General features: G+C 74.7%; 19 protein-coding genes. 8 read left to right on the plus strand and 11 right to left on the minus strand.

Annotated elements, in window-relative coordinates:
* Position 1 precedes the first annotated feature (1 nt).
* The gene (locus tag AC4H2G_RS15000; protein WP_494366537.1) at positions 2 to 1,549 is read right to left on the minus strand and encodes a lipase maturation factor family protein; all 1,548 of its coding nucleotides are present in this window, start codon (positions 1,547 to 1,549) and stop codon (positions 2 to 4) included.
* Between the two features lie 79 nt (positions 1,550 to 1,628).
* Here AC4H2G_RS15000 and AC4H2G_RS15005 point away from each other — a divergent pair, with 79 nt between their 5' ends.
* Positions 1,629 to 3,065, plus strand: a complete 1,437-nt coding sequence (locus AC4H2G_RS15005; protein WP_494366538.1) for a UTP--glucose-1-phosphate uridylyltransferase — start codon at positions 1,629 to 1,631, stop codon at positions 3,063 to 3,065.
* Between the two features lie 113 nt (positions 3,066 to 3,178).
* Here AC4H2G_RS15005 and AC4H2G_RS15010 read toward each other — a convergent pair whose 3' ends face one another.
* The 10 genes from AC4H2G_RS15010 to AC4H2G_RS15055 all read right to left on the minus strand — a co-directional run bounded on the left by AC4H2G_RS15010 (position 3,179) and on the right by AC4H2G_RS15055 (position 12,849).
* Positions 3,179 to 3,838, minus strand: coding sequence for an IMPACT family protein (locus AC4H2G_RS15010; protein ID WP_494366539.1), 660 nt, complete (start codon positions 3,836 to 3,838; stop codon positions 3,179 to 3,181).
* Positions 3,839 to 3,900: 62 nt separating this feature from the next.
* Entirely contained in the window at positions 3,901 to 5,346 is a 1,446-nt protein-coding gene (argG, locus tag AC4H2G_RS15015; RefSeq protein WP_494366540.1) for an argininosuccinate synthase, read from the minus strand.
* A gap of 748 nt (positions 5,347 to 6,094) precedes the next feature.
* Entirely contained in the window at positions 6,095 to 6,577 is a 483-nt protein-coding gene (locus AC4H2G_RS15020) for a VOC family protein (RefSeq protein WP_494366541.1), read from the minus strand.
* Positions 6,578 to 6,736: 159 nt separating this feature from the next.
* Positions 6,737 to 7,321 (minus strand): Dps family protein, encoded by a 585-nt coding sequence (locus AC4H2G_RS15025; RefSeq protein ID WP_494366542.1) that lies wholly within the window; start codon positions 7,319 to 7,321, stop codon positions 6,737 to 6,739.
* 106 nt (positions 7,322 to 7,427) lie between these two features.
* The gene (locus AC4H2G_RS15030; RefSeq protein WP_494366543.1) at positions 7,428 to 7,979 is read right to left on the minus strand and encodes a hypothetical protein; all 552 of its coding nucleotides are present in this window, start codon (positions 7,977 to 7,979) and stop codon (positions 7,428 to 7,430) included.
* Positions 7,976 to 9,346 carry a DUF58 domain-containing protein gene (locus tag AC4H2G_RS15035; RefSeq protein WP_494366544.1) on the minus strand — a complete coding sequence of 457 codons (1,371 nt, stop codon included), beginning with the start codon at positions 9,344 to 9,346 and terminating at the stop codon, positions 7,976 to 7,978. The genes AC4H2G_RS15030 and AC4H2G_RS15035 overlap by 4 nt, the downstream gene beginning before the upstream one ends.
* The gene (locus AC4H2G_RS15040; protein ID WP_494366545.1) at positions 9,343 to 10,365 is read right to left on the minus strand and encodes an AAA family ATPase; all 1,023 of its coding nucleotides are present in this window, start codon (positions 10,363 to 10,365) and stop codon (positions 9,343 to 9,345) included. The genes AC4H2G_RS15035 and AC4H2G_RS15040 overlap by 4 nt, the downstream gene beginning before the upstream one ends.
* Entirely contained in the window at positions 10,362 to 10,880 is a 519-nt protein-coding gene (locus tag AC4H2G_RS15045; protein WP_494366546.1) for a hypothetical protein, read from the minus strand. Before AC4H2G_RS15045 ends, AC4H2G_RS15040 begins: the two co-directional genes overlap by 4 nt.
* The gene (locus AC4H2G_RS15050) at positions 10,877 to 11,683 is read right to left on the minus strand and encodes a DUF4129 domain-containing protein (RefSeq protein ID WP_494366547.1); all 807 of its coding nucleotides are present in this window, start codon (positions 11,681 to 11,683) and stop codon (positions 10,877 to 10,879) included. Before AC4H2G_RS15050 ends, AC4H2G_RS15045 begins: the two co-directional genes overlap by 4 nt.
* The gene (locus AC4H2G_RS15055; RefSeq protein ID WP_494366548.1) at positions 11,680 to 12,849 is read right to left on the minus strand and encodes a DUF3866 family protein; all 1,170 of its coding nucleotides are present in this window, start codon (positions 12,847 to 12,849) and stop codon (positions 11,680 to 11,682) included. The genes AC4H2G_RS15050 and AC4H2G_RS15055 overlap by 4 nt, the downstream gene beginning before the upstream one ends.
* 35 nt (positions 12,850 to 12,884) lie before the next feature.
* Here AC4H2G_RS15055 and AC4H2G_RS15060 point away from each other — a divergent pair, with 35 nt between their 5' ends.
* From AC4H2G_RS15060 to AC4H2G_RS15090, 7 genes are all read left to right on the plus strand, one after another.
* On the plus strand, positions 12,885 to 13,961 hold the full coding sequence (locus AC4H2G_RS15060) for a helix-turn-helix transcriptional regulator (protein ID WP_494366549.1): 1,077 nt from the start codon (positions 12,885 to 12,887) through the stop codon (positions 13,959 to 13,961).
* Complete coding sequence (locus AC4H2G_RS15065) at positions 13,954 to 14,928, plus strand: helix-turn-helix transcriptional regulator (RefSeq protein ID WP_494366550.1); 975 nt, start codon at positions 13,954 to 13,956, stop codon at positions 14,926 to 14,928. The genes AC4H2G_RS15060 and AC4H2G_RS15065 overlap by 8 nt, the downstream gene beginning before the upstream one ends.
* Before the next feature lie 10 nt (positions 14,929 to 14,938).
* Complete coding sequence (locus AC4H2G_RS15070; protein ID WP_494366551.1) at positions 14,939 to 15,265, plus strand: hypothetical protein; 327 nt, start codon at positions 14,939 to 14,941, stop codon at positions 15,263 to 15,265.
* A gap of 127 nt (positions 15,266 to 15,392) precedes the next feature.
* Entirely contained in the window at positions 15,393 to 15,683 is a 291-nt protein-coding gene (tatA, locus tag AC4H2G_RS15075; protein ID WP_494366552.1) for a Sec-independent protein translocase subunit TatA, read from the plus strand.
* Between the two features lie 3 nt (positions 15,684 to 15,686).
* Positions 15,687 to 16,463, plus strand: coding sequence for a twin-arginine translocase subunit TatC (tatC, locus tag AC4H2G_RS15080; protein ID WP_494366553.1), 777 nt, complete (start codon positions 15,687 to 15,689; stop codon positions 16,461 to 16,463).
* A 43-nt stretch (positions 16,464 to 16,506) separates the two neighbouring features.
* The gene (locus AC4H2G_RS15085) at positions 16,507 to 17,562 is read left to right on the plus strand and encodes a diacylglycerol/lipid kinase family protein (protein WP_494366554.1); all 1,056 of its coding nucleotides are present in this window, start codon (positions 16,507 to 16,509) and stop codon (positions 17,560 to 17,562) included.
* 56 nt (positions 17,563 to 17,618) lie between these two features.
* A complete protein-coding gene (locus AC4H2G_RS15090; RefSeq protein WP_494366555.1) occupies positions 17,619 to 20,627 on the plus strand; it encodes a DEAD/DEAH box helicase in 3,009 nt (1,002 codons plus the stop codon).
* The last annotated feature ends 26 nt before the right edge of the window (positions 20,628 to 20,653 follow it).

Below are 20,653 nucleotides of genomic sequence, written 5' to 3' on the forward strand. Positions count from 1 at the left end.
GCTAGGCGCCTGGGCCGAGGAGGCGTCGCATCCGGGCGAGGTCCACCGGGTCGACCAGGACCGCGAGCTCGCGCCGCACCCACCACGCGCCCGTGCGCCGGCGCTCCTCGCGCGTCGAGAACCGGTACCGGAAGAGCCGCGCGCGGACCCAGCGCGGCGTCGGCCCGGACGGGTCGCCGGCGAACGGGTCTCCGCGCAGCAGGCGCAGCGTCGCCGCGTCACCCTCGAGGAGCCGCAGGAGCAGCGCCTCGAACCACCGCACGTCCGGCGAGCCGAGCGCGAGGAACCACATCTGCCAGTCGAGCCGCAGGTGGTACGGAGCGACCTGCGGCGGACGACGGCGCACGTCGCCCGGCTTGCCGCGGAACGCGTACTCGACCCAGTCGTCCGGCCCGGGGGAGCGTGCCGTCGTCCCCTCCAGCACGACCTCGTCGCGCCGCCGCGTCACCGACCCGAACGCCCCGTAGGCGTTGACCAGGCGCAGCGGGTCGAAGCTCGCGTTCATGAGCTGGCGCCGCGCCACGAGGTTGCGCGCCGGGCGGTAGCTGAGCACGAGCAGCAGTGCGCTCACCGCGACGACCACCACGACGAGGGCGACCGGACCGCCGAGGCCGCCCGCGCCGTCGGGCACGCTCCCGGGCGACGGCGACGGCGCCGGCCCGATGCCCAGCCAGCCGTCCACGGCCGCCCACGATCCGTCGCTCACGAGCGACAGCCCCAGCACGACCGTCAGCCAGTTCAGCCACGCGAAGTTCCCCGTCACCACGAGCCACAGCTGCGTGAGCACGACCACTGCGCCCGCCCACGACGCCACCGGCTGCGGGGCGAAGAACAGGAACGGCACGACGAGCTGCGTCACGTGGTTCCCCGCGACCTCCACCCGGTGCCACCACCGCGGCGCGTGGTGCGCGTGCCAGGAGAAGGGACCGGGCAGCGGCTGCGTCTCGTGGTGGTAGTCCAGCGCCGTGAGGTCGCGCCATGCCCGGTCGCCACGGATCTTGATCAGGCCCGCACCGAGCTCGACGCGGAACAGGCACCAGGTCGCCAGGAGGATCACCAACAGGGGAGGCGCCACGTGCTCGCCCGACGAGCCCAGCCACGCGACGAGGAACGTCACCTCGCACAGCAGCGACTCCCACCCGAACCCGTAGAACCGGCCCCCGGCGTTCACCACCGACAGGTAGGCCAGCCACAGGAGGAGGAACGCGAGGGCTGTGACCCACCACGGCCCGCGCTGCGGGACGCCCACCACGAGCAGGGCGGCCACGGCGACGCCACCCCAGCCCAGGCCCACCACGAACCCGTCCGCGCACCGCCACCGCAGCACGCTCGGAGCGTCCCGCCACCGCGTCCGGTCGAGCACCCGCACCGCCGGCGTCAGCCCGTGCGCGCCCAGCAGCGGCCGCCACTGCCGCACGACCGCCCAGAACGCGACGACGAGGACCGCCGCCGTCCCGCGCTGCAGCACCTCGCGCGCGACGTCGTCGTCACCCGCCCAGAACCACGAGCCCAACCAGTCGGCCGCTCCGGCCACCGAGGCGTCGTCCATCACCCCACGGTAGGCATGTGACCCGCGTCTCACCCGCTCGCCCGAGCCGGGACCGAGCCCCCGCCCCTAGCATCGGGACATGAGCAGCCCGACGGACGCCCCCGGTCTCGAGCAGTCACAGCAGCGCATGCGCGACGCCGGGGTCGCCCCCGCCGCCGTCGACGTCTTCACGCGCTTCTACCGCCTCCTCGAGTCCGGGGAGACCGGGATGGTCGCCGAGGCGGACGTCGAGCCCCTCGCCGACGTCGCCCACCGCGACGCGATCGACGTCCCCGCCGACGACGCCCGCGCCGCGCTCGAGCGCACCGCGATCATCAAGCTCAACGGCGGCCTCGGCACCTCCATGGGCATGGACCGCGCCAAGTCGCTCCTCACCGTCCGCGATGCCGACCCGCACCAGGGCACGGAGGCCGGACCCCTCACCTTCCTCGACGTCATCGTCGCCCAGGTCCGCGCCGCCCGGCACGCCACCGGCGCCACCCTCCCGCTGCTCCTCATGAACAGCTTCCGCACCCAGGCCGACACCCTCGCCGCGCTCACCCCCCACAGCGACCTCGCCGTCGACGGGCTCCCGCTCGACTTCCTCCAGAACCGCGAGCCCAAGCTCCTCGCCGCCGACCTCACGCCGGTCGACTGGCCCGCCGACCCCGAGCTCGAGTGGTGCCCGCCCGGCCACGGTGACCTCTACACCGCCCTCTACGCCTCCGGCGCGCTCCAGGCCCTCCTGGACGCCGGCTACCGGTACGCCAGCGTCTCCAACTCCGACAACCTCGGCGCCGCGCCCGACGCCGCCATGGCCGGCTGGTTCGCCGCCTCCGGCGCGCCCTTCGCCGCCGAGGTCGCCCGCCGCACCCCCGCAGACCGCAAGGGCGGCCACCTCGTCGTGCGCCGCACCGACGGCCGCATCGTCCTGCGCGAGACCGCCCAGACCCCCGACGCCGACGCGGACGCCGCCGCCGACATCACCCGCCACCGCTACTTCAACACCAACAACCTCTGGTTCGACCTCGAGGCGCTCGCGGGCGAGCTCGAGCGGACCGGCGGGGTGCTCGAGCTGCCGCTCATCCGCAATACCAAGACGGTCGACCCGACGGACGCGTCGTCGCCCGAGGTGATCCAGATCGAGTCGGCGATGGGCGCCGCCGTCGAGGTGTTCGACGGCGCGGTCGCGATCGAGGTCGGCCGGGACCGGTTCCTCCCGGTCAAGACGACGAACGATCTCCTCGTGCTGCGTTCGGACGTCTACGACCTCGACGACGCCTACCGCTTTGTCGCACGGACCGACGCGCCGCTCGTCGACCTCGACGCGGCGCACTTCAAGACCATCGCGGGGTTCGACGCGCGCTTCGACGACGGCACGCCGTCGCTGCGGGGGGCCCGTTCGCTCACCGTCCGCGGGGACTGGTCGTTCGGCGGGGGAGTGACCGTGGTCGACGACGCCCGGCTCGACGACGTGGGCGGGGCGTCCCGCGTGCCCGACGGCGCGGTCGTGGGCCCGGACGGTGTGAGCGACTGACGGGTGTCAGGGCGAGGGGTCACCCCGGTGACCTGTCGCCCTGACACACGCCGCGCGGCGGCCCCGTGTGTCAGGGCCACGGATCACCGGGGTGACCTGTGGCCCTGACATGTTCAGCCAGGGAGGTCGACGACGCGGTTCGCGCCGCGCGTGGCGGTCAGGGTGCCTGCCGTCGCCGCTGCGAGGTCGGCGTCGAACCGGGCGAGGTCGGCGGGTGCGACGAGCAGCGTGAAGCGCGCGACCAGCTCGTACGCCACATCCGCGAGAACGGCGTCGTGCATACCCGCCCAGTCCTGCAGCACGCCGTGCAGGCGACCGGCCGCGGCGTGAGGGACGTCCACGGTGACGACGGTGCGCACGGCGCGACGGACGACGCGCGCGACGTCCAGCGCCTCGCTCACCGCCGACGAGTAGGCGCGCACGAGACCGCCCGCGCCGAGCAGCACACCGCCGAAGTAGCGCGTGACCACCGCGACGACGTCCGTGAGCCCGCGGTGCCGCAGCACCTCGAGCATGGGGACGCCGGCCGTGCCGGAGGGCTCGCCGTCGTCGGTGGAGCGTTGCCGGTCCGCGTGCGGTCCGACGACGAGCGCGACGCAGTGGTGCCGTGCGTCCCAGTGCTCCTTGCGCACGCGCGCGACGACCGCGTCCGCCGCCGCGACGCTCGCCACCGGCGCGAGGTGGGCGAGGAACCGGGACCTCTTGACGACGAGCCCGTGGTCGACGGGGAGGGCGATCGTGCCCGGCAGCCCGCCGGCGCTCGTGCTCGTCACCACCCGCCGACCCTACCGCCGTCGCCGCGCGGGCCCAGCAGGGCCGAGCCCGCGCGGCACGGTCAGTCGGTGCCGCTCTCCATGGCGGCACGGTCGAGCAGCTCGTCGTCGGCGTCCACCGTGCCGCGCGACGCGATGACCTCGGCGCCGCCCTCGGCCATCGCGCCGATGAGCGCGGTCTGCCCCTGGTCCGCGCCGACGAGCGTCGCGTGCGCGCTCCCGACGATGCCCAGCTGGGCGTACTGCTCGAGCTTGGCGCGCGAGTCGGCGATGTCGAGGTTGCGCATGGTGAGCTGGCCGATGCGGTCCATCGGCCCGAACGCCGAGTCCTCGGTGCGCTCCATCGAGAGCTTGTCCGGGTGGTAGCTGAACGCGGGTCCCGACGTGTCCATCACCGAGTAGTCCTCGCCGCGACGCAGCCGCAGGGTGACCTGGCCCGTGACCGCCGTGCTGACCCAGCGCTGCAGGGACTCGCGGATCATGAGCGCCTGCGGGTCGAGCCAGCGGCCCTCGTACATGAGGCGACCGAGGCGCCGGCCCTCGTTGTGGTACTGCGCGACGGTGTCCTCGTTGTGGATCGCGTTGACGAGGCGCTCGTACGCGGCGTGCAGGAGCGCCATGCCCGGCGCCTCGTAGATCCCGCGGCTCTTGGCCTCGATGATCCGGTTCTCGATCTGGTCGGACATGCCGAGACCGTGGCGCCCGCCGATGGCGTTCGCCGCCATCACCAGGTCGACGGGGGTGTCGAACTCCTGGCCGTCGATCGTCACGGGGCGGCCCTCGTGGAAGCCGATCGTCACGTCCTCCGTGGCGATCTCGACCTCGGGGTCCCAGAAGCGCACGCCCATGATCGGCTCGACGGTCTCGACGCCGGTGTCGAGGTGCTCGAGCGTCTTCGCCTCGTGGGTCGCGCCCCAGATGTTGGCGTCGGTCGAGTACGCCTTCTCGGTGCTGTCGCGGTACGGGAGGTCGTGCGCGAGCAGCCACTGCGACATCTCGGTGCGCCCGCCGAGCTCGGTGACGAAGTCGGCGTCGAGCCACGGCTTGTAGATGCGCAGGTGCGGGTTCGCGAGCAGTCCGTAGCGGTAGAAGCGCTCGATGTCGTTGCCCTTGAACGTCGAGCCGTCGCCCCAGATCTGCACGTCGTCCTCGTGCATCGCCCGGACGAGGAGCGTCCCGGTGACGGCGCGGCCCAGGGGAGTGGTGTTGAAGTACGAGCGTCCGCCCGAGCGGATGTGGAACGCGCCGGTGGCGAGCGCGGCGAGCCCTTCCTCGACCAGGGCCGCGCGGCAGTCGACCAGTCGCGCCACCTCGGCGCCGTAGGCCGTCGCGCGCCCCGGGACGGAGGCGATGTCCGGCTCGTCGTACTGGCCGATGTCGGCGGTGTAGGTGCAGGGCACGGCGCCCTTGTCGCGCATCCAGGCGACGGCGACGGACGTGTCGAGACCGCCGGAGAACGCGATGCCGACGCGCTCGCCGACGGGCAGGGAGGTGAGGACCTTGGACATGGAGAAGAGTATGCGCCATCGCGCATAGGTATGCAAAGAGCGGAGGGTCGAGCCGGCGGTGACGTGCGCACGTGCCAGCGCCTCCGGCCGCGCGTGTCGTTCCGTCCTAAAAAGTGTGCCAAGCGTCTAATCTCGCTTCATGAATCCGCGCGCCGCAGGCGACACCGAGCCTCGACCACGCGCCATCTCGACCGCCACGCCGACAGGCCGGTATCCGCGTCCGACCGTCTCGCTCGCGGAGGCGGAGTGGGTGTGGCGTCTCCTGGCGACGGAGGCGATGGTCGAGGCGGCCAAGCCGGAGACCGTACGCCTCGCGGTCATCACGGGGCTGACCCGGGCGACCGGCGCGCGCTACTCCGACCTGCTGCGCTGCACCGCCGACGCGATCGACCTGGGTCCCGTGGGTGCGCGCGCGGGGGAGGGGAGGGTCGTGCTCACGCACGGCAAGCACCGTACGGTCCGTGAGCACGTGCTCAGCGCGAGCGTCAGCGTCGTGCTGCGCCGCTGGATGGCGGTGCGCGAGGAGCTCGCGGCGGAGCTCGAGGGCTCCGTGCCCCGCGCGCTGCTCCTCACCGTCCACCACACGCACGACAACGGCGTGACGATCTCGAGCGGGCTGCCCATCACGAAGCAGGGCCTCGTGCTCTCGTGGCGCCGCTTCGTGCACCGGACGAACGCGCGGTACGGCGGTGTGCGGGCTCCGCTTCCGACGCGGTTCGAGCAGGTCCGTCGAGCGTGGGTCGAGGCGTCAGGCCCCGTCACGCCCGACGGGACGCTCGTCGGTCCTGGCCTCGGCGCGGACGCCGGGCGGGACGCCCTCCTCGCCGCCGAGCTCCTGGAAGAGCGTCACGTGGAGCCCGGCGGGGGCGTCGAGCCGTGAGTTGAGGGAGTTCCACGGCGTGCGGGTCGGGGGAGCGACGAGCTCCGCTCCGGCGTCGACGAGACGCTCGGTGGTCGCCGCGGTGTCGACGACCTCGAACGCCACGCGCAGGTGCCCCGCGACCTGCCGCCCGACCTCGAGATCGTCGATCGCGCGCTTGTGCGCCGGGTTCGCGATCTCCAGGGTCGCGTGGCCGGCGTCGAGGATGGCGACCCGCTCGTCCTCGACGTCGGCGTAGGCGACGCGTTGGGGGAGGCCTAGCACGTCGCGGTAGAAGGCGAGCGCGGCGTCGTAGTCCTCCGCCGCGATGACGAGGCGGAGCTGGCGGACGGGTGGTTCGGTGGCCGGCATGAGATCACCGTAGTCCGACTATCGATATAAATAGTGTGCCAAGCGCAATCTCAACCCACATCACCACGGCGAAGAACTCACCCGACGGCACCGACCACCAGGCGCGCGCGAAGGGCGCGCCTCCCGCTGGGGGAGGCGCGCCCTTCGGCTGTCGGACGGTCAGTGCTTCGCCTTGCTGCCGGCACCCTTCTTGGCCTTCGCCGCCGCGCCGACCTCGGTCCGGGCGCCCGCCGTGGACAGGTCGCCGCCGGTCGACTCGAGGTGAGCGCGGACGAACCAGTGGAACAGCTCGAGCTCGTGCAGGTGACCGATGAGCAGGTCGTTGGTCACGTCGTCGAGCCCCTCGGTCGCCGTCGCCGCCTCGCGGTGCGCGGTGATGACGCCGACGTACACCTCGTCGAGCGCACCGAGGTGGGCGATCGTCGAGTCTCGGCCGAGGGAGTAGTCGTCCCACGTCCGCGCGGCGACGAGGGCACCGGGCGTGCCCTGGGGCGAGACGCCGAGGGTCGCGATGCGCTCCGCGATCGCGTCGACCATCGCACGGACGGCGTCGACCTGCGGGTCGATCATCTCGTGGACCGCGATGAAGTGCGGCCCGACGACGTTCCAGTGGATGTGCTTGAGCGTGAGCTGGAGGTCGTTGAGAGCGTGCAGGCGCTCCTGGAGGATCGCCGCGATCTTCCCACCCTCCTCCGGCGTGAGAGACGGGACGGTGTACTTCGGCAGGTCCTTCTGAGCGGCCATGGGGCGCCTCCTCGGGTCGGTTCGCACGCCGCCGACGGCGGCGGACGGATGGACGGTTCCGTCCCGCCCATCCTGGTGCGGTACCGCGTGACACGCAGGTCGAGCGTCAGTCCCGCGGCAGGACGAGCACCGTCAGGCCGAGGAGGGCCAGCCCGCCGAGCGCGACACCGACCGGCACGGCGGACGCCCCGGCGACGAGCAGGAGCACGAGGCCGACGAGCTGGAGCGCCACCTGGATCACGACGAAGCGGCGCGCGTCCGGCAGGAGCGCGCGCATCTCGACGGCGGCTGTCACCGGCACGTGTGCGCACCACCACGACAGGCGGAGCACGAGGTGCGCCAGCGGCAGGAGCGCGAGGACGACGGGATCGAACGGGCCGGGGCCGCCCGCGAGCGCGAGCCCGCCGACGACGACGAGGACGTGCGGGACGGGCGGCCGACAGAGCCCTGCGATGACCGCTCCGAGGAGGACGGCGACGCTCCACCGGAGGGCGGGGTCCCCGACGACGGGCTGCAGCGCGGTCCCCGTGTACGCGGCGGCGACGAGCAGGAGCGCGACGCGTAGCACGAGCCCGCTGACGGTCGCGCCGGTCTCGACGTCGACGTGGGGCGACGCCATCGCCTCCGAGGCGTCTCGCGTGGCACGGACCCCGGTCATCGCGCACCGCCGCGACCGGCTCGCGGGGCGCGCGCCAGACGACGTTCGTGCCGGCGGGCAGCCATCTCGAGCGCGCCACGGGCGTCGGGCTCCGTCCGGCCGGCGTCCGTCCGGGTGTCTGGCATCCACCGCACGACGTCGACCCCGGCTGCGCGCAGGGCGTCGACGCGGTCCTCGCGCTCCCGTCGCGTGATCTGCCAGGCGAGCACGACCCGGCGGTCCGCGTCGGCGACCGCGACGGGCGGGAGGGTGTCGACGACCACGACGACGTGCCCGGCGTCGTGCCACTGCCGCGCGAGGCGCGGCGACTCGTCGTCGAGCAGGGTCGAGAAGAGGTAGACGGCCGCGCCGGCGGGGACCTGCGGCGGGCGCAGCCGCGTGGACGGGTCACCGACCGGGCGCGCCAGCGCGAGCCCGTGCAGGACGCGCCGCAGGTGACGACGCCCGCCCCCGGGGCGTACGGGTCGCCGGAGCTGGCCGAGGTCGTCGAGCGCGACGCGGTCGCCGGCGTCAAGGACCACCTGCGCGACGGACGCCGCGGCGTGGCGCGCGAGGTCGAGCGACGTCGCCTCGTCGGGACGCCGGAGGCCCACCCCGCCCCACGTGGTGAGGTCGGGGCCGACCTCGTCGCGCGAGTCGAGCACGAGCACCACGGTGGCCTCCGCGGTGCCGAACGTGCGGCGCACGTACAGCGTGTCGAGCGCCGAGGAGCGTCGCGCGGTCGCGCGCCAGTCGACGCGGCGCGCGGTGTCGCCGGGCCGGAACGCGTCGACGTCGCGCAGCTCGGTGCCTTCGCCGGGCCGGCGTGACGTGTGCGGACCGGCGAGCCCGCGCAGGCGGGAGGCGAGCGGCGCCCGGCCGAGCGTCACCGGGCGCGGCAGGACCAGCAGGGGCGGGCCGACCGTCGTCGACGGGACCTGCTCCTCGACCCCCTCGGGACCGTAGGCGGCGTGATCCACGCGGTACGACGGCTGCGGCCCGGTGCGGACCGAGCGCGTGCTCACGGTGATCTCCCGCTCCGGCGTGCCGGCGACGGCGAGGGTGCGCTCGGCCGTGAGGTTCGCCGGCCCCACGACCCGGACGCTGACCGTCTCCGCGCCGGGCGGGGAGACGATCCGCACCCGGGCGCCGAGCGTCCCGGCGGCGGCGTCGCGGTCGGGCACGACGGCGACCGTCACGAGGCCTTCGGGACGGCGCGCCTGGCCCCACGTCGCGCTGAGCAGCGCGGGCAGCCCCAGGAGCGCGACGTCGGCGCGGCGCGCCACGAGCCCGACGGCGAGCAGGACGACACCGACGGACGTCCCGGCCGCGAGCGCCGTCGTGGTGCGCCACACGGGTGCGGTGGCGGGGCGGTCGGGGATGCTCACCCGCGCCCGCCGGCGACGGTGGTGGGTCCGGGGACGGTGGTGAGGAGGGAGCGCACGAGGGCTTCGGGGTGGCGGTCGGCGGCCCAGGCGGCGGGGGTGAGGGTGAGGCGGTGGGCGAGGACGGGGACGGCGACGCGCTTGACGTCCTCGGGCAGGACGTAGTCGCGGCCGTCGAGGACGGCGACGGCGCGGGCGAGGAGGGCGAGGTTCTGGGAGCCGCGGGGGGAGGCGCCGACCTCGAGGGCGTCGTGGGTGCGGGTGGCTGCGGCGAGGTCGACGCAGTAGCCGAGGACGTCGGGGTCGATGTCGACGGTCTCGATGCCGGCCTGCATGGCGAGGACGGTGCGGTGGTCGACGACCTGGGTGACGGTGGGGTCGTCGTGGCGGCGGGCGACGCGGCGGGTGAGGACCTCGCGTTCTTCGTCGCGGGCGGGGTAGCCGACGGCGAGGCGGACCATGAAGCGGTCGAGCTGGGCCTCGGGGAGGGGGTAGGTGCCTTCGTACTCGACGGGGTTGGAGGTGGCGACGACGTGGAAGGGGCGGGGCAGGGGGTGGGTGGTGCCGTCGACGGTGACCTGGCGCTCGGCCATGGCCTCGAGGAGGGCGGACTGGGTCTTGGGGGCGGTGCGGTTGATCTCGTCGGCGAGGAAGAGGCCGGTGAAGACGGGCCCGGGGCGGAAGTCGAAGGTGCGGGTCGCGGGGTCGTAGACGGCGGACCCGGTGATGTCGGAGGGCAGGAGGTCGGGGGTGCACTGGAGCCGGGCGAAGTCGAGGCCGAGGGCGCGGGCGAGGCTGCGTGCGGCGAGGGTCTTGCCGAGGCCGGGGACGTCCTCGAAGAGCACGTGGCCGCCGGCGAGGACGGTGGCGAGGGCGAGGGTGAGGGTCTCGCGCATGCCGACGACGGCGGTGGCGACCTCGTCGAGGATGCGTCGGGAGTGCTCGGCGACCTCGGTGACGGTCAGGGGTGAGACGTCGGCGGTGACGCTCCGGTGGTCGGGCCGGGCGGTCCAGGAGGTCAACGGGGTGTCCCTTCGTCGGGGGGTGGTGTGGTGGCGAGTCGTTCGACGGCGTCGAGCCACGTCTGGAGCTGGCGGGGGGTGGGCAGCGTGCAGTGGGTGGCGTGGTCGTGGAGGCCGTGGGCGGTCGGGGTCCCCAGGAGCGGCTCGGCGCGGGAGGCGACGTGGGGGTCGGCGAGGTCGCCGTGCAGGCCGTGGCGGGCGAGCTGGTGGTCGGCGAGGGTGCGGACACGTCGTGCGGCGCGGTCGGTGACGCGTCCGTCCCTGCCGAGGATGGCCCAGCCGAGGTCGGAGACGTCGCGTCGTGCGCCGTCGCGGTGCGTGGGGGGCAGCGGGGGCCAGGTCCCGTCTCCGGTGTACTCGGCGCTGTGCCACAGCAGGAGGGCGCTGAGGGCGGCGGCGGCGAGCATGAGGGCGTGCGCGGCGGACGAGCCGAGGACGACGAGCGCGACCCCGGTGAGGACGACGAGCGTCGTGGGCAGCGCGGCGCGGCGCAGGATCGCGGGGAGGTGGTTCATGCGTCGGTCCCCTGGCGCGGGCTGTCGGTCGTGGGCGCGGTCGGGGTGTCGATCGCGAGGTCGTCGGCGAGGCGGCGCAGGGCCGCGCGGGCGGTCTGGACGTCGCTGGTGTCGATGTCCGCGTCGCGGAACCGGGCGCGGTGGTAGAGGCCGCGCAGCGTGGCGACGGCGCCGGGGTCGGCGGGGGTGCGGTCGAGCACGGCGACGGTGAACTCGGTGGGGGTCTGCGCGGGGTCGCGGTGCGCGCCCGCGAGCGCCGCGGCGTCTTCGAGGGCGACCCAGGCGGCGACGACGGCGTCGCGTGGGGGGACGGTGGCGGTGAGGTGCTGCTCGGCGGCGTCCAGTCCGTGGCGCAGGTGGGGGACGACGTCGTCCTCGGGGGTGCCGAGGAGGGTGTGCCCTGGGGTGGCGGTGACGAGCGGGTCGGGGGCGCCGCCGCGGCGGATGCGGGCGAGGACGGTGCGCAGGACGAGGAGGGCGACGACGAGCAGGGCGAGCGCGGCGACGGCGAGGAGGTAGTCGCCGAGTCCGAACCCGCCCTCGTCCAACGGCACCGGCGGGGGTGGTTCGGCGGGTGGGTTGGTCATCGTGGGCACAGGTTCGGGGGGCGGTTCCTGGGCTCCGGAGAGGGCGGAGAGCCAGCCGGGGACGTTCCAGCTCCAGGGTGTGCCGGTCGCGGCGGCGGCGAGCACGACGGCGGCGAGCGTGGCGACGAGCGCGACGTGTCGCGGGCCTGGCCGGCGAGGTGGGGTGGCCCGCGTCGTGCCGGGCGGTGTGGTCGGCGCCCCGTGCGGTGCGGTCATGTCCGCGCGATGGTCTCGGCGTGGACGCCGGAGACGGCGGCGGTGAGGAACGCGGCGGGGTCCTGGTCGAGGCCGCGGCCCATGGTGGACAGGCGCACGGGGGAGTCGCGCAGCGCGTCGAGCAGCGGGGTGTCGGCGGTGACGTCGACGCGGCGGTGGCGCCCGGTGGGCACGGTGAGGGTGGTGGCCTGCTCGGTGAGGCGCGCGGTGAGGTGCGGTCCCCACCCGGGGAGGGCCTCGACGTCGGGCTCGGGGACGGGCACGACGACGTCGCACGCGATGAGCGCGACGCGCCCGTAGGCGGTGAGGGAGTGGTGGGAGACGCCGAGGTGGCGGTCGCGGGGGTCGGCGCCGGAGACGCGCAGGGAGGCGACGGCGCGGCCGCCGAGGGCGGTGGTGGCGTTGAGCGCCTCGCCGGCGGCGACGCCGGAGTAGCCCCACCGGGTGCCGGTGCCGAGGTTGCCGGGGCCCTGGGCGACGACGACGAGGTCGGCGCCGACGACGTGACGGGCGGCGAGGAGGCCGGTGTGGACGGTGACGGCCTCGAGGTCGCCGCCGAACGCCTGGCCCACGGTGACGCAGGCGTCGAGCCAGCCGGTCTCGCGCAGGGTCGCGACGGTGCGGGAGAACGCGGCGGGCAGGGCGCCGCCGTCGGTCATGACGTACGCGATGCGGGGGGCCGGGCGGCCCGCGAGCGCCGCGGCGTGCCGGGCGCCGGCGACGATCGCGGGCAACGCGGAGTGCAGGTCGGCGACGACGACGGGGGTCGCGTCGAGGTCGTCGGCGTCGCGCAGGGTGTCGTGGTGGGGGGACTCCTGCTCGTCCACGCCGAGGACGAGGGCCTGCAGGGGCGTGTACCGGGCCTTGACGAGGTGGCCTGGCCCGTGGGCGGGGTCGGGCGGCACGGGGGTGCCGGGGGCGGCGGGCCCGACGACGAGGGCGTACCCGCCGGTGCCGAGGCCGCGCGCGAGGGCGGAGACGTTGAGGAGGAGGCCGTCCCCGTCGCGGGGGGTGCCGACGAGGTCGGTGTAGGCGAGGGCGCGGACGGTCGTGCGGGGTGTGTCGTCACCCCCGGGGAGGGGGTCGTGGAGCTCGACGGTGAGCTCCTGCGCGCCGGGCCAGGCCCGTCCGCGCGACACCACGGTCCCGGTTCGCCACGTGATCACGTCGCTCACCCTATCGACCAGTAGCGTGGTGCCCGATGCCCGAGCCCCGCACACCCTGGTCCTCGCCCGACGCGGCACCGCCCGCGCCGGGCGCGCCGTCGAACCCTGCCGCCAGACTGCTGAACCTCGTCATCGCGCTGGTGAACACGAACGCGTCGATGACGAAGCAGCAGATCCGCACGAGCGTCGCGGGGTACGGGGACGCGCCGTCGCCGGACGCGTTCGAGCGCATGTTCGAGCGGGACAAGGACACGCTGCGGGACCTGGGCATCCCGATCGTCACGGTCGACGCGGGCGGGCACGCCGACGAGGTGGGGTACCGCATCGACCAGGACGCGTACGCGCTGCCCGCGGTGGACCTCACGCCCGCGGAGCTGGGGGTCCTGGCCCTGGCGGCGCAGTTCTGGCAGGACAAGTCGCTGCGCACGGACATCTCGCGCGCGCTGACGAAGCTGCGCGCCGCCGGTGCGGGGGAGACGGCGATGGACGCCGTCGCGGGCCTCGTGCCGCGCGTGCGGGCCGTGGGCGACGCGTACACGACCCTGCTGGACGCGATCTCGCAGCGCCGGGCGGTGTCGTTCACGTATCGCGCGGCGAGCACGGGCGAGGTGCGGCCCCGCCGCGTGCAGCCGTGGCGGATCGCGGCGCGGCGCGGCGGCTGGTACCTCGTCGGGTTCGACGTCGACCGGGACGCCCCGCGGTCCTACCGCCTGAGCCGGGTCGAGGGCCGGGTGCGGGCGACCGGACCGCGCGACGCGTTCGACGTCCCCGAGCAGGTGGACGTGGACGCCTTCCTCGGCGGGCGGGGCGCGGGCGGGGTGGCGCGGCTCGCCGTCGTGCCGGAGCGCGCGGCCGCGCTGCGGGCACGCGGCAAGGTCGTCGGGTCGATCCCCGGCGCCGGCGCACCCGGGCCGGGGCGCGACGTCCTGGAGGTGCCGTTCGACGTGCGCACCGCACTGGCCGACGAGGTCGTGGGCTACGGGGACGCGGTGCTGGTGCTGGAACCGCCGGAGCTGCGCGACGTCGTCGTGCGCCGGCTGCAGGAGGCCGCCGGGCTCGGTGGGTCGACCGGCGGGACGAGCGACGACGCGGGGGAGGGGCACCGTGGCTGAGCGCGCGGACGACCGGCTGGTGCGCCTGCTGGGCATCGTCGCCTACCTCGACGGCGCAGGCCCGGTGCCCGTGGGCGAGCTCGCCCGGCACTTCGGCGTCAGCGAGCGCCAGGTGCTCGAGGACGTCGACGCGCTGTGGGTGTCGGGCACGCCCGGGTACTGGCCCGACGACCTCATCGACTTCGACGCCGACTCGATCGAGCGCGGCGTCGTGCGCCTCACGGAAGCGCGCGGCATGACCCGGCCGCTGCGGCTGGGCACACGCGAGGCCGTGGCACTCGTCGCGGCGCTGCGGGCGATGCGCGAGACCGGTGCGGTGCAGGCCGACCCGGAGCGGGCGCGCGTCGTCGAGTCCGTCCTGACGAAGCTCACCGACGCCACGGGCGAGGCCGCCGCGGCGCTCGACGTGCGGCTCGCGCCCGAGGGCGACCCGCAGGTCGTGTCGACGATCGCGAGCGCCCTCGCCGCCGGGCACCGGCTGCGCATCCGCTACGTCACCGCAGCCGACGAGGCGTCGGACCGCGAGATCGACCCCGTGAGCCTGCACACCCAGGACGAGCACGCCTACCTGCTCGCGTGGTGCCACCGCGCGCAGGGGCGCCGCACGTTCCGCGTCGACCGGATCCTCGACGCCGCCGAGCTCGACACCCCCGTGGAGGCGCACGACGTCGACCCGGACGTCGACTTCACCCCGTCGGGCGACGCGCCGCTGGCGACGCTCGTGCTCGCGAGCCAGGCACGGACCGTGGCCGAGCAGGTGCCGGTCGAGTCCGTGCGTGACCTGCCCGACGGCGCGTTCGAGGTGCGCCTGCGCGTCACCAACCCGGTGTGGTTGCGCCAGCTGCTCCTGGCGCGCGCCCGGCACGTGCGCTCCGTCGAGCCGGCGTCGGTCGCCGACGACGTGCGCGAGACGGCGCGCGCCGCCCTCGCGGCGTACGCGCACCTCGACGACGCGCCCGCTGGATAGGGTGAGCGGCATGTGGTTCTGGGTGTGGACGCTGCTCGTCGTGGGCACGCTCGTCGGCGCGTTCTTCCTCGCCCGGCGCCTGTGGCGCTCGGTGAAGGGACTGGGTCGCGAGCTCGCACGCGCCTCGCAGGTCGCGAGCGAGATGGGTGCGCGGGCCGACGAGCTCGCCCGTCGCCTCGAGGCGGAGCAGCCGTCCACGGCCCCGACGCTGGACGACGACCCCGTCGTGCTGCGCGAGCGCGTCGACGCCCTGCGCGCCGAGAAGGCCGGGCGGAGCGTCCTGCGCCGGCAGCGCGACGAACGGGTGTGGGCACGGTGGCGCCGGTTCAACGCCTGAGACCGACAGGCAGGAACGTGCGCCGGGGCGGAGCACCGCGGCGGGGGCGTGACCTATGATGGCGGGACGAGCACTTCTCGCTGTTTCGTCCGTCGTCACTGTCGCCAACGAGTAGTAGGTTCCCCCCGTGAACATCCTCCGTCACCCCGCGACGATCGTCGTGCTGATCCTGCTCGTCGTCCTGCTCTTCGGGTCGCGACGACTGCCGGACCTGGCGCGCAGCGTCGGCCAGTCGCTGAAGATCTTCAAGAAGGAGGTCAAGGACCTCCGTGAGGACGACGACGACAAGCCCGAGTCGAACCCCCCGGCCGTCGACGGCACCACCACCACCACCAGCACCACGGTCCCCCGCGGCACCACGAACGTGACGGGGAGCACGGCGTCGTCCACCCAGGACGGCACCAGCCCGAAGGTCTAGTCGGTGTCACGCAACCCCCGTGACCCCGACGGGCGCATGCCCCTGCGCGAGCATCTCGTCGAGATCCGCAAGCGGTTCGTCCTCGCCGCCGTCGGCATCCTGCTCGGCGCGGTCGTGGGCTGGATGGTCTACGACACGGTCTTCCAGCTGCTCCAGGAACCCCTGCTCGAGGCGGCCGAGCGCCGGGACGCGCTGATCGGCCTCAACTTCGACGGCGTCGCGACCGCGATCGACATGAAGGTCAAGGTCTCGCTCTTCCTCGGCGTGCTGCTGTCGAGCCCGTGGTGGCTCTACCAGCTCTTCGCGTTCATCACCCCGGGCCTCACGAGCGCCGAGAAGCGGTACTCGTTCGCGTTCATCGCAGTGGCCGTCCCCCTGTTCCTCGCCGGCATCGCTCTCGCCTGGTACCTGCTGCCTCGTGCGGTCGCGCTGCTCAACGAGTTCGTCCCGCCCGACACGTCGAACCTCATCGGCGCGCAGATGTACCTCGGGTTCGTCATGCGCCTCATGCTCGCGTTCGGCATCGCGTTCCTCGTACCCGTCATCATGGTCGCGCTGAACATGATGGGCGTCGTACGGGCCTCGACCTGGCTCGCGGGATGGCGCTGGGCCGTGCTCGTGTCGTTCCTGTTCGCCGCGATCATGACGCCCACCCCGGACGTCCTGACGATGTTCTCCGTCGCCCTGCCCATCTGCGCGCTCTACTTCGTCGCGTACGGCGTCTCGGTCCTGCACGACCGTCGCGTCGACAAGCGCGACGCCGCCCGGCTCGCCCTGTGAACCGAGCGCAGCGACCGCGCCGCGAGCGGCGCGCAGGACACCCGTGAGCACGATCGGGCTCGTCGTCAACCCCACCGCCGGCCGGGGCCGGGGCCGTACCGGCGGGGAGCGCACCGCCGCAGCGCTGCGCTCCGCGGGTCACGACGTCGTCGACCTCAGCGCGCCCAGCCTCGCCCTCGCGCAGGAGTCCGCCGACGCCGCGGTCCGCGGCCACGACGGCCGTCCCGGGGTGGACGCGCTCGTCGTCGTCGGCGGCGACGGCATGGTGCACCTCGGCGTCAACGCCGTCGCCGGGACGCCGACCCAGCTCGGGATCGTGGCCGTCGGGACCGGCAACGACTTCGCGCACGCCCTCGGGATCCCGACGGGCCGCGTCGACCCGTGCGTCGACGCCCTGCTCCGATCCGTCACCGACGCCAGCTCGCGCGCCGTCGACGCCGCCCGCGTCACCGTCCCCAGTGCAGACCTCCTCGCCACCTCCCCGCTCTCCAGGCCGCCGCGCTGGTACGCAGGCGTGCTGTCCGCCGGGGTCGACGCCGCCGTCAACGCGCACGCCAACGCCGCCACGTGGCCCCGCGGCCGTGCCCGCTACGCGCGCTCCGCCCTGCGGGAGATCGCCCGCTACCGCCCCTACGGGTACCGGGTCACCCTCGCAGGCGTCCCCGCCGCACAGGGCCTGGACCGGTGGCCCGACGTCCTCGCCGGCGCGCCGCTGCTCCCGGGTGACGGACCCGACGGTCCCACCCTCGTCTGGGAGTCCCCGGGCGCGCTCGTCTCCGTCGCCAACGGGCCCCGCGTCGGTGGCGGGATCCGCATCGCGCCCGACGCGGTCGTCGACGACGGGCTCCTCGACGTCCTGCTCGCCGGACCGTTCACGCGCCGCGGCGCGGCCGCGATCTTCCCCGGCATGTACGCCGGTCGGCACCTCGCCAACCCGGGCGTCGGCGCGGTCCGCGCCCGCGTCGTGACGATCGAGCCCACCGCGGCCGGCGCGACGCCCCCGCACGCGTTCGCCGACGGCGAGCACCTCGGCCCCCTGCCGCTGCGTGTCGAGATCGCCCCCGGAGCGGTGCACGTCCTCACCGCCTCCGACCGGTGACGCGCGGTCACGTCGTGCCGCGCGGCGAGGTGGGCGCCGGACCGTAGGCTGAACCCATGACGGCAGCTGACACGTCCGCCGACTCTCCCGCCGCACGGTACGCCGCCGCACGAGCCCGCCAGTCCGCGTCCCGCACGCGCCTCGCCGAGTTCCGCAGCGTCCTGGACTTCCCGCTCGACGACTTCCAGGAGCGCTCGTGCGAGGCCCTGGAGGAGGGGCGCGGCGTCCTCGTCGCCGCTCCCACCGGCGCGGGCAAGACGGTGGTGGGCGAGTTCGCCGTCCACCTCGCGCTGGCGACCGGTCGCAAGGCCTTCTACACCACGCCCATCAAGGCGCTGTCGAACCAGAAGTACGCCGACCTCGTGCGCCGCCACGGCGCCGACAGCGTCGGCCTGCTCACCGGGGACACCACGATCAACGGGGACGCTCCCGTCGTCGTCATGACGACCGAGGTGCTGCGCAACATGCTCTACGCCGGGTCCACCGCGCTCGACGGGCTCGGCTACGTCGTCATGGACGAGGTGCACTACCTCGCCGACCGGTTCCGCGGACCCGTATGGGAAGAGGTGATCATCCACCTGTCCGACGACGTGCAGCTCGTCTCCCTGTCCGCGACCGTGTCCAACGCCGAGGAGTTCGGCGACTGGCTCGAGATGGTGCGCGGTGACACGACCGTCGTCGTCAGCGAGCGCCGCCCCGTGCCGCTGTGGCAGCACGTGCTCGTCGCGTCGGCCAACCCCACGGGCGCGGACCGGCACGCCGCCCGCCCCGGGTTCGGGGCCGACCTGCTCGACCTGTACGCGGGGCACGTGGACCCGACCGACCCGGGCGTGAACCCGCCCATCAACCCGGACCTGCTCGCCGCGTTCCGCGCGGCGCCCCGCTCGGGCACCTCCGGGCCGGGCGGGCGCCGCGGCGCGGGGGACCGCGGCTACCGGGGGCGCGGCGGCCGGCGGCCGGGCCCGGAACGGTCCGGGTTCGCGCGCCGCACCCCGTCCCGGTTCTCCGTGGTGGACGCGCTCGACGAGGACGCGCTGCTGCCCGCGATCTACTTCATCTTCTCCCGCGCCGGGTGCGAGGGCGCCGTCACGCAGTGCCTGACCGCGGGGCTGCGGCTCACGTCGGCCGAGGAGGAGGCGGAGATCCGGCGCGTCGCCGAGGAGCGCACCGCGACGATCCCGCCCGAGGACCTCGACGTGCTCGGGTACTGGACGTGGAGCGAGTCCCTCGCGCGCGGCGTCGCGGCCCACCACGCGGGCATGCTGCCGGTCTTCAAGGAGACGGTCGAGGAGCTGTTCAGCCGCGGCCTCATCAAGGTCGTGTTCGCCACGGAGACCCTCGCGCTCGGCATCAACATGCCCGCCCGCTCCGTCGTGCTGGAGCGGCTCGTGAAGTGGGACGGGTCCGCGCACGTGGACGTCACGCCGGGGGAGTACACCCAGCTCACCGGGCGCGCGGGGCGGCGCGGGATCGACGTCGAAGGGCACGCCGTCGTCGTCGACCATGCCGGCCTCGACCCGGTGCAGCTCGCGGGCCTGGCGTCCAAGCGTCTGTACCCGCTGCGCTCGAGCTTCCGGCCCACCTACAACATGGCGGTCAACCTCGTCGCACAGGTGGGGCGGGACCGGGCTCGCGACGTGCTCGAGACGTCGTTCGCGCAGTTCCAGGCCGACCGCGGCGTCGTCGGGCTCGCGAAGCAGGCGCAGGCGCACGCGGAGGCCCTCGACGGGTACGCGCAGGCGATGACGTGCGACCGGGGCGACTTCGGCGAGTACGCGGCGCTGCGGCGCCGCATCGCGCAGCGCGAGACGGACCTGTCGCGGGCGGCGAGCCGGTCGCGGCGCGCCGAGGTGGTCGCGGCGTTCGAGCGGCTGCGTCCCGGCGACGTGGTCGAGGTGCCGTCCGGGCGCCGGGCAGGGTACGTCGTCGTGCTCGACCCCGGGGAGGGTGCGGGGTTCGACGGGCCGCGCCCGACCGTGCTCACGCAGGACCGGGCCGTGAAGAGGCTCACGGTCGCGGACGCGCCCGGCGGGATCCGGGTCGTCGCGAAGGTCAAGGTCCCCAAGGCGTTCAACCCCCGCGTCCCGGCGCAGCGACGTGACCTCGCGTCGAGCCTGCGCAACGCGCTCGGCGCGCTGGACGAGCCGGGCAGCCGGCCCGGGAAGGCGTCGCGCGCGCGGTCCGGCGCCGCGGACGACGCGGACCTCGCCCGCCTGCGCGCACAGCTGCGTGCGCACCCGTGCCACGGGTGCCCCGACCGGGAGGACCACGCCCGGTGGGCCGAGCGGTGGGCCCGGCTCAAGAAGGAGCACGACCAGCTCGTGCGCCGCGTCGAGGGCCGCACCGGGTCGATCGCGAAGCTGTTCGACCGCACGTGCGACGTCCTGCTCGAGCTCGGGTACCTCGAACGGGCCGAGACGCACGGCACGGCGGGCCCCGACGCGATCGCCGACGGCACCGTCACATCCGGCGACACGGGCGGCGACACGTCCGACGAGGCACCCGGCGCCGGCGGCGCCCTGACCGACGGACCGGTGCACGCCGGCGGGCTGCGCGTCACGGCCGACGGGCGGTGGCTGCGACGCCTGTACGCCGAGAACGACCTGCTGCTCGCGGAGTGCCTGCGGCGCGGTGTGTGGGACGACCTCGACGCCCCCGCCCTGGCCGCGGTGGTCTCCTCGTGCGTGTACTCCGGGCGCCGCGACGAGCCCACGGACCCGAACGTGCCGGGCGGGCCGCACGGTCCGCTCGCGCGCGCGCTCGACGCGACCGTGCGCGTGTGGTCCGAGGTCGAGGACCTCGAGAGCGCGCACCGCGTGGAGGCGACGGGCCAGCTCGACGACGGCCTCGTCACCGCCGTGCACCGGTGGGCCGTGGGGCGCAGCCTCGACGCGGTGCTGCGCGGGTCGGAGATCGCCGCGGGCGACTTCGTGCGCTGGTGCAAGCAGGTCATCGACGTGCTGGACCAGCTGGCGGGCGCCGCACCGACACCGGCGCTGCGGCGCACCGCGGTGCAGGCGATCGACCGGCTGCGCCGCGGCGTGGTCGCGTACTCGAGCGTGTGACGGGGCCACCTGCACGAACACCGCGA

The organism is Cellulosimicrobium sp. BMG9.23, from assembly GCF_059159985.1.

What these genes read in the sequence shown, in the direction of transcription:
- AC4H2G_RS15005 (WP_494366538.1), top strand. Translation starts at nt 1,629, where the DNA reads ATGAGCAGCCCGACGGACGCCCCCGGTCTCGAGCAGTCACAGCAGCGC.
- AC4H2G_RS15070 (WP_494366551.1), top strand. Translation starts at nt 14,939, where the DNA reads ATGTGGTTCTGGGTGTGGACGCTGCTCGTCGTGGGCACGCTCGTCGGC.
- AC4H2G_RS15020 (WP_494366541.1), bottom strand. Translation starts at nt 6,577, where the DNA reads ATGCCGGCCACCGAACCACCCGTCCGCCAGCTCCGCCTCGTCATCGCG.
- AC4H2G_RS15025 (WP_494366542.1), bottom strand. Translation starts at nt 7,321, where the DNA reads ATGGCCGCTCAGAAGGACCTGCCGAAGTACACCGTCCCGTCTCTCACG.
- AC4H2G_RS15045 (WP_494366546.1), bottom strand. Translation starts at nt 10,880, where the DNA reads ATGAACCACCTCCCCGCGATCCTGCGCCGCGCCGCGCTGCCCACGACG.
- AC4H2G_RS15000 (WP_494366537.1), bottom strand. Translation starts at nt 1,549, where the DNA reads ATGGACGACGCCTCGGTGGCCGGAGCGGCCGACTGGTTGGGCTCGTGG.
- AC4H2G_RS15030 (WP_494366543.1), bottom strand. Translation starts at nt 7,979, where the DNA reads ATGACCGGGGTCCGTGCCACGCGAGACGCCTCGGAGGCGATGGCGTCG.
- AC4H2G_RS15050 (WP_494366547.1), bottom strand. Translation starts at nt 11,683, where the DNA reads ATGACCGCACCGCACGGGGCGCCGACCACACCGCCCGGCACGACGCGG.
- argG (WP_494366540.1), bottom strand. Translation starts at nt 5,346, where the DNA reads ATGTCCAAGGTCCTCACCTCCCTGCCCGTCGGCGAGCGCGTCGGCATC.
- AC4H2G_RS15090 (WP_494366555.1), top strand. Translation starts at nt 17,619, where the DNA reads ATGACGGCAGCTGACACGTCCGCCGACTCTCCCGCCGCACGGTACGCC.
- AC4H2G_RS15060 (WP_494366549.1), top strand. Translation starts at nt 12,885, where the DNA reads ATGCCCGAGCCCCGCACACCCTGGTCCTCGCCCGACGCGGCACCGCCC.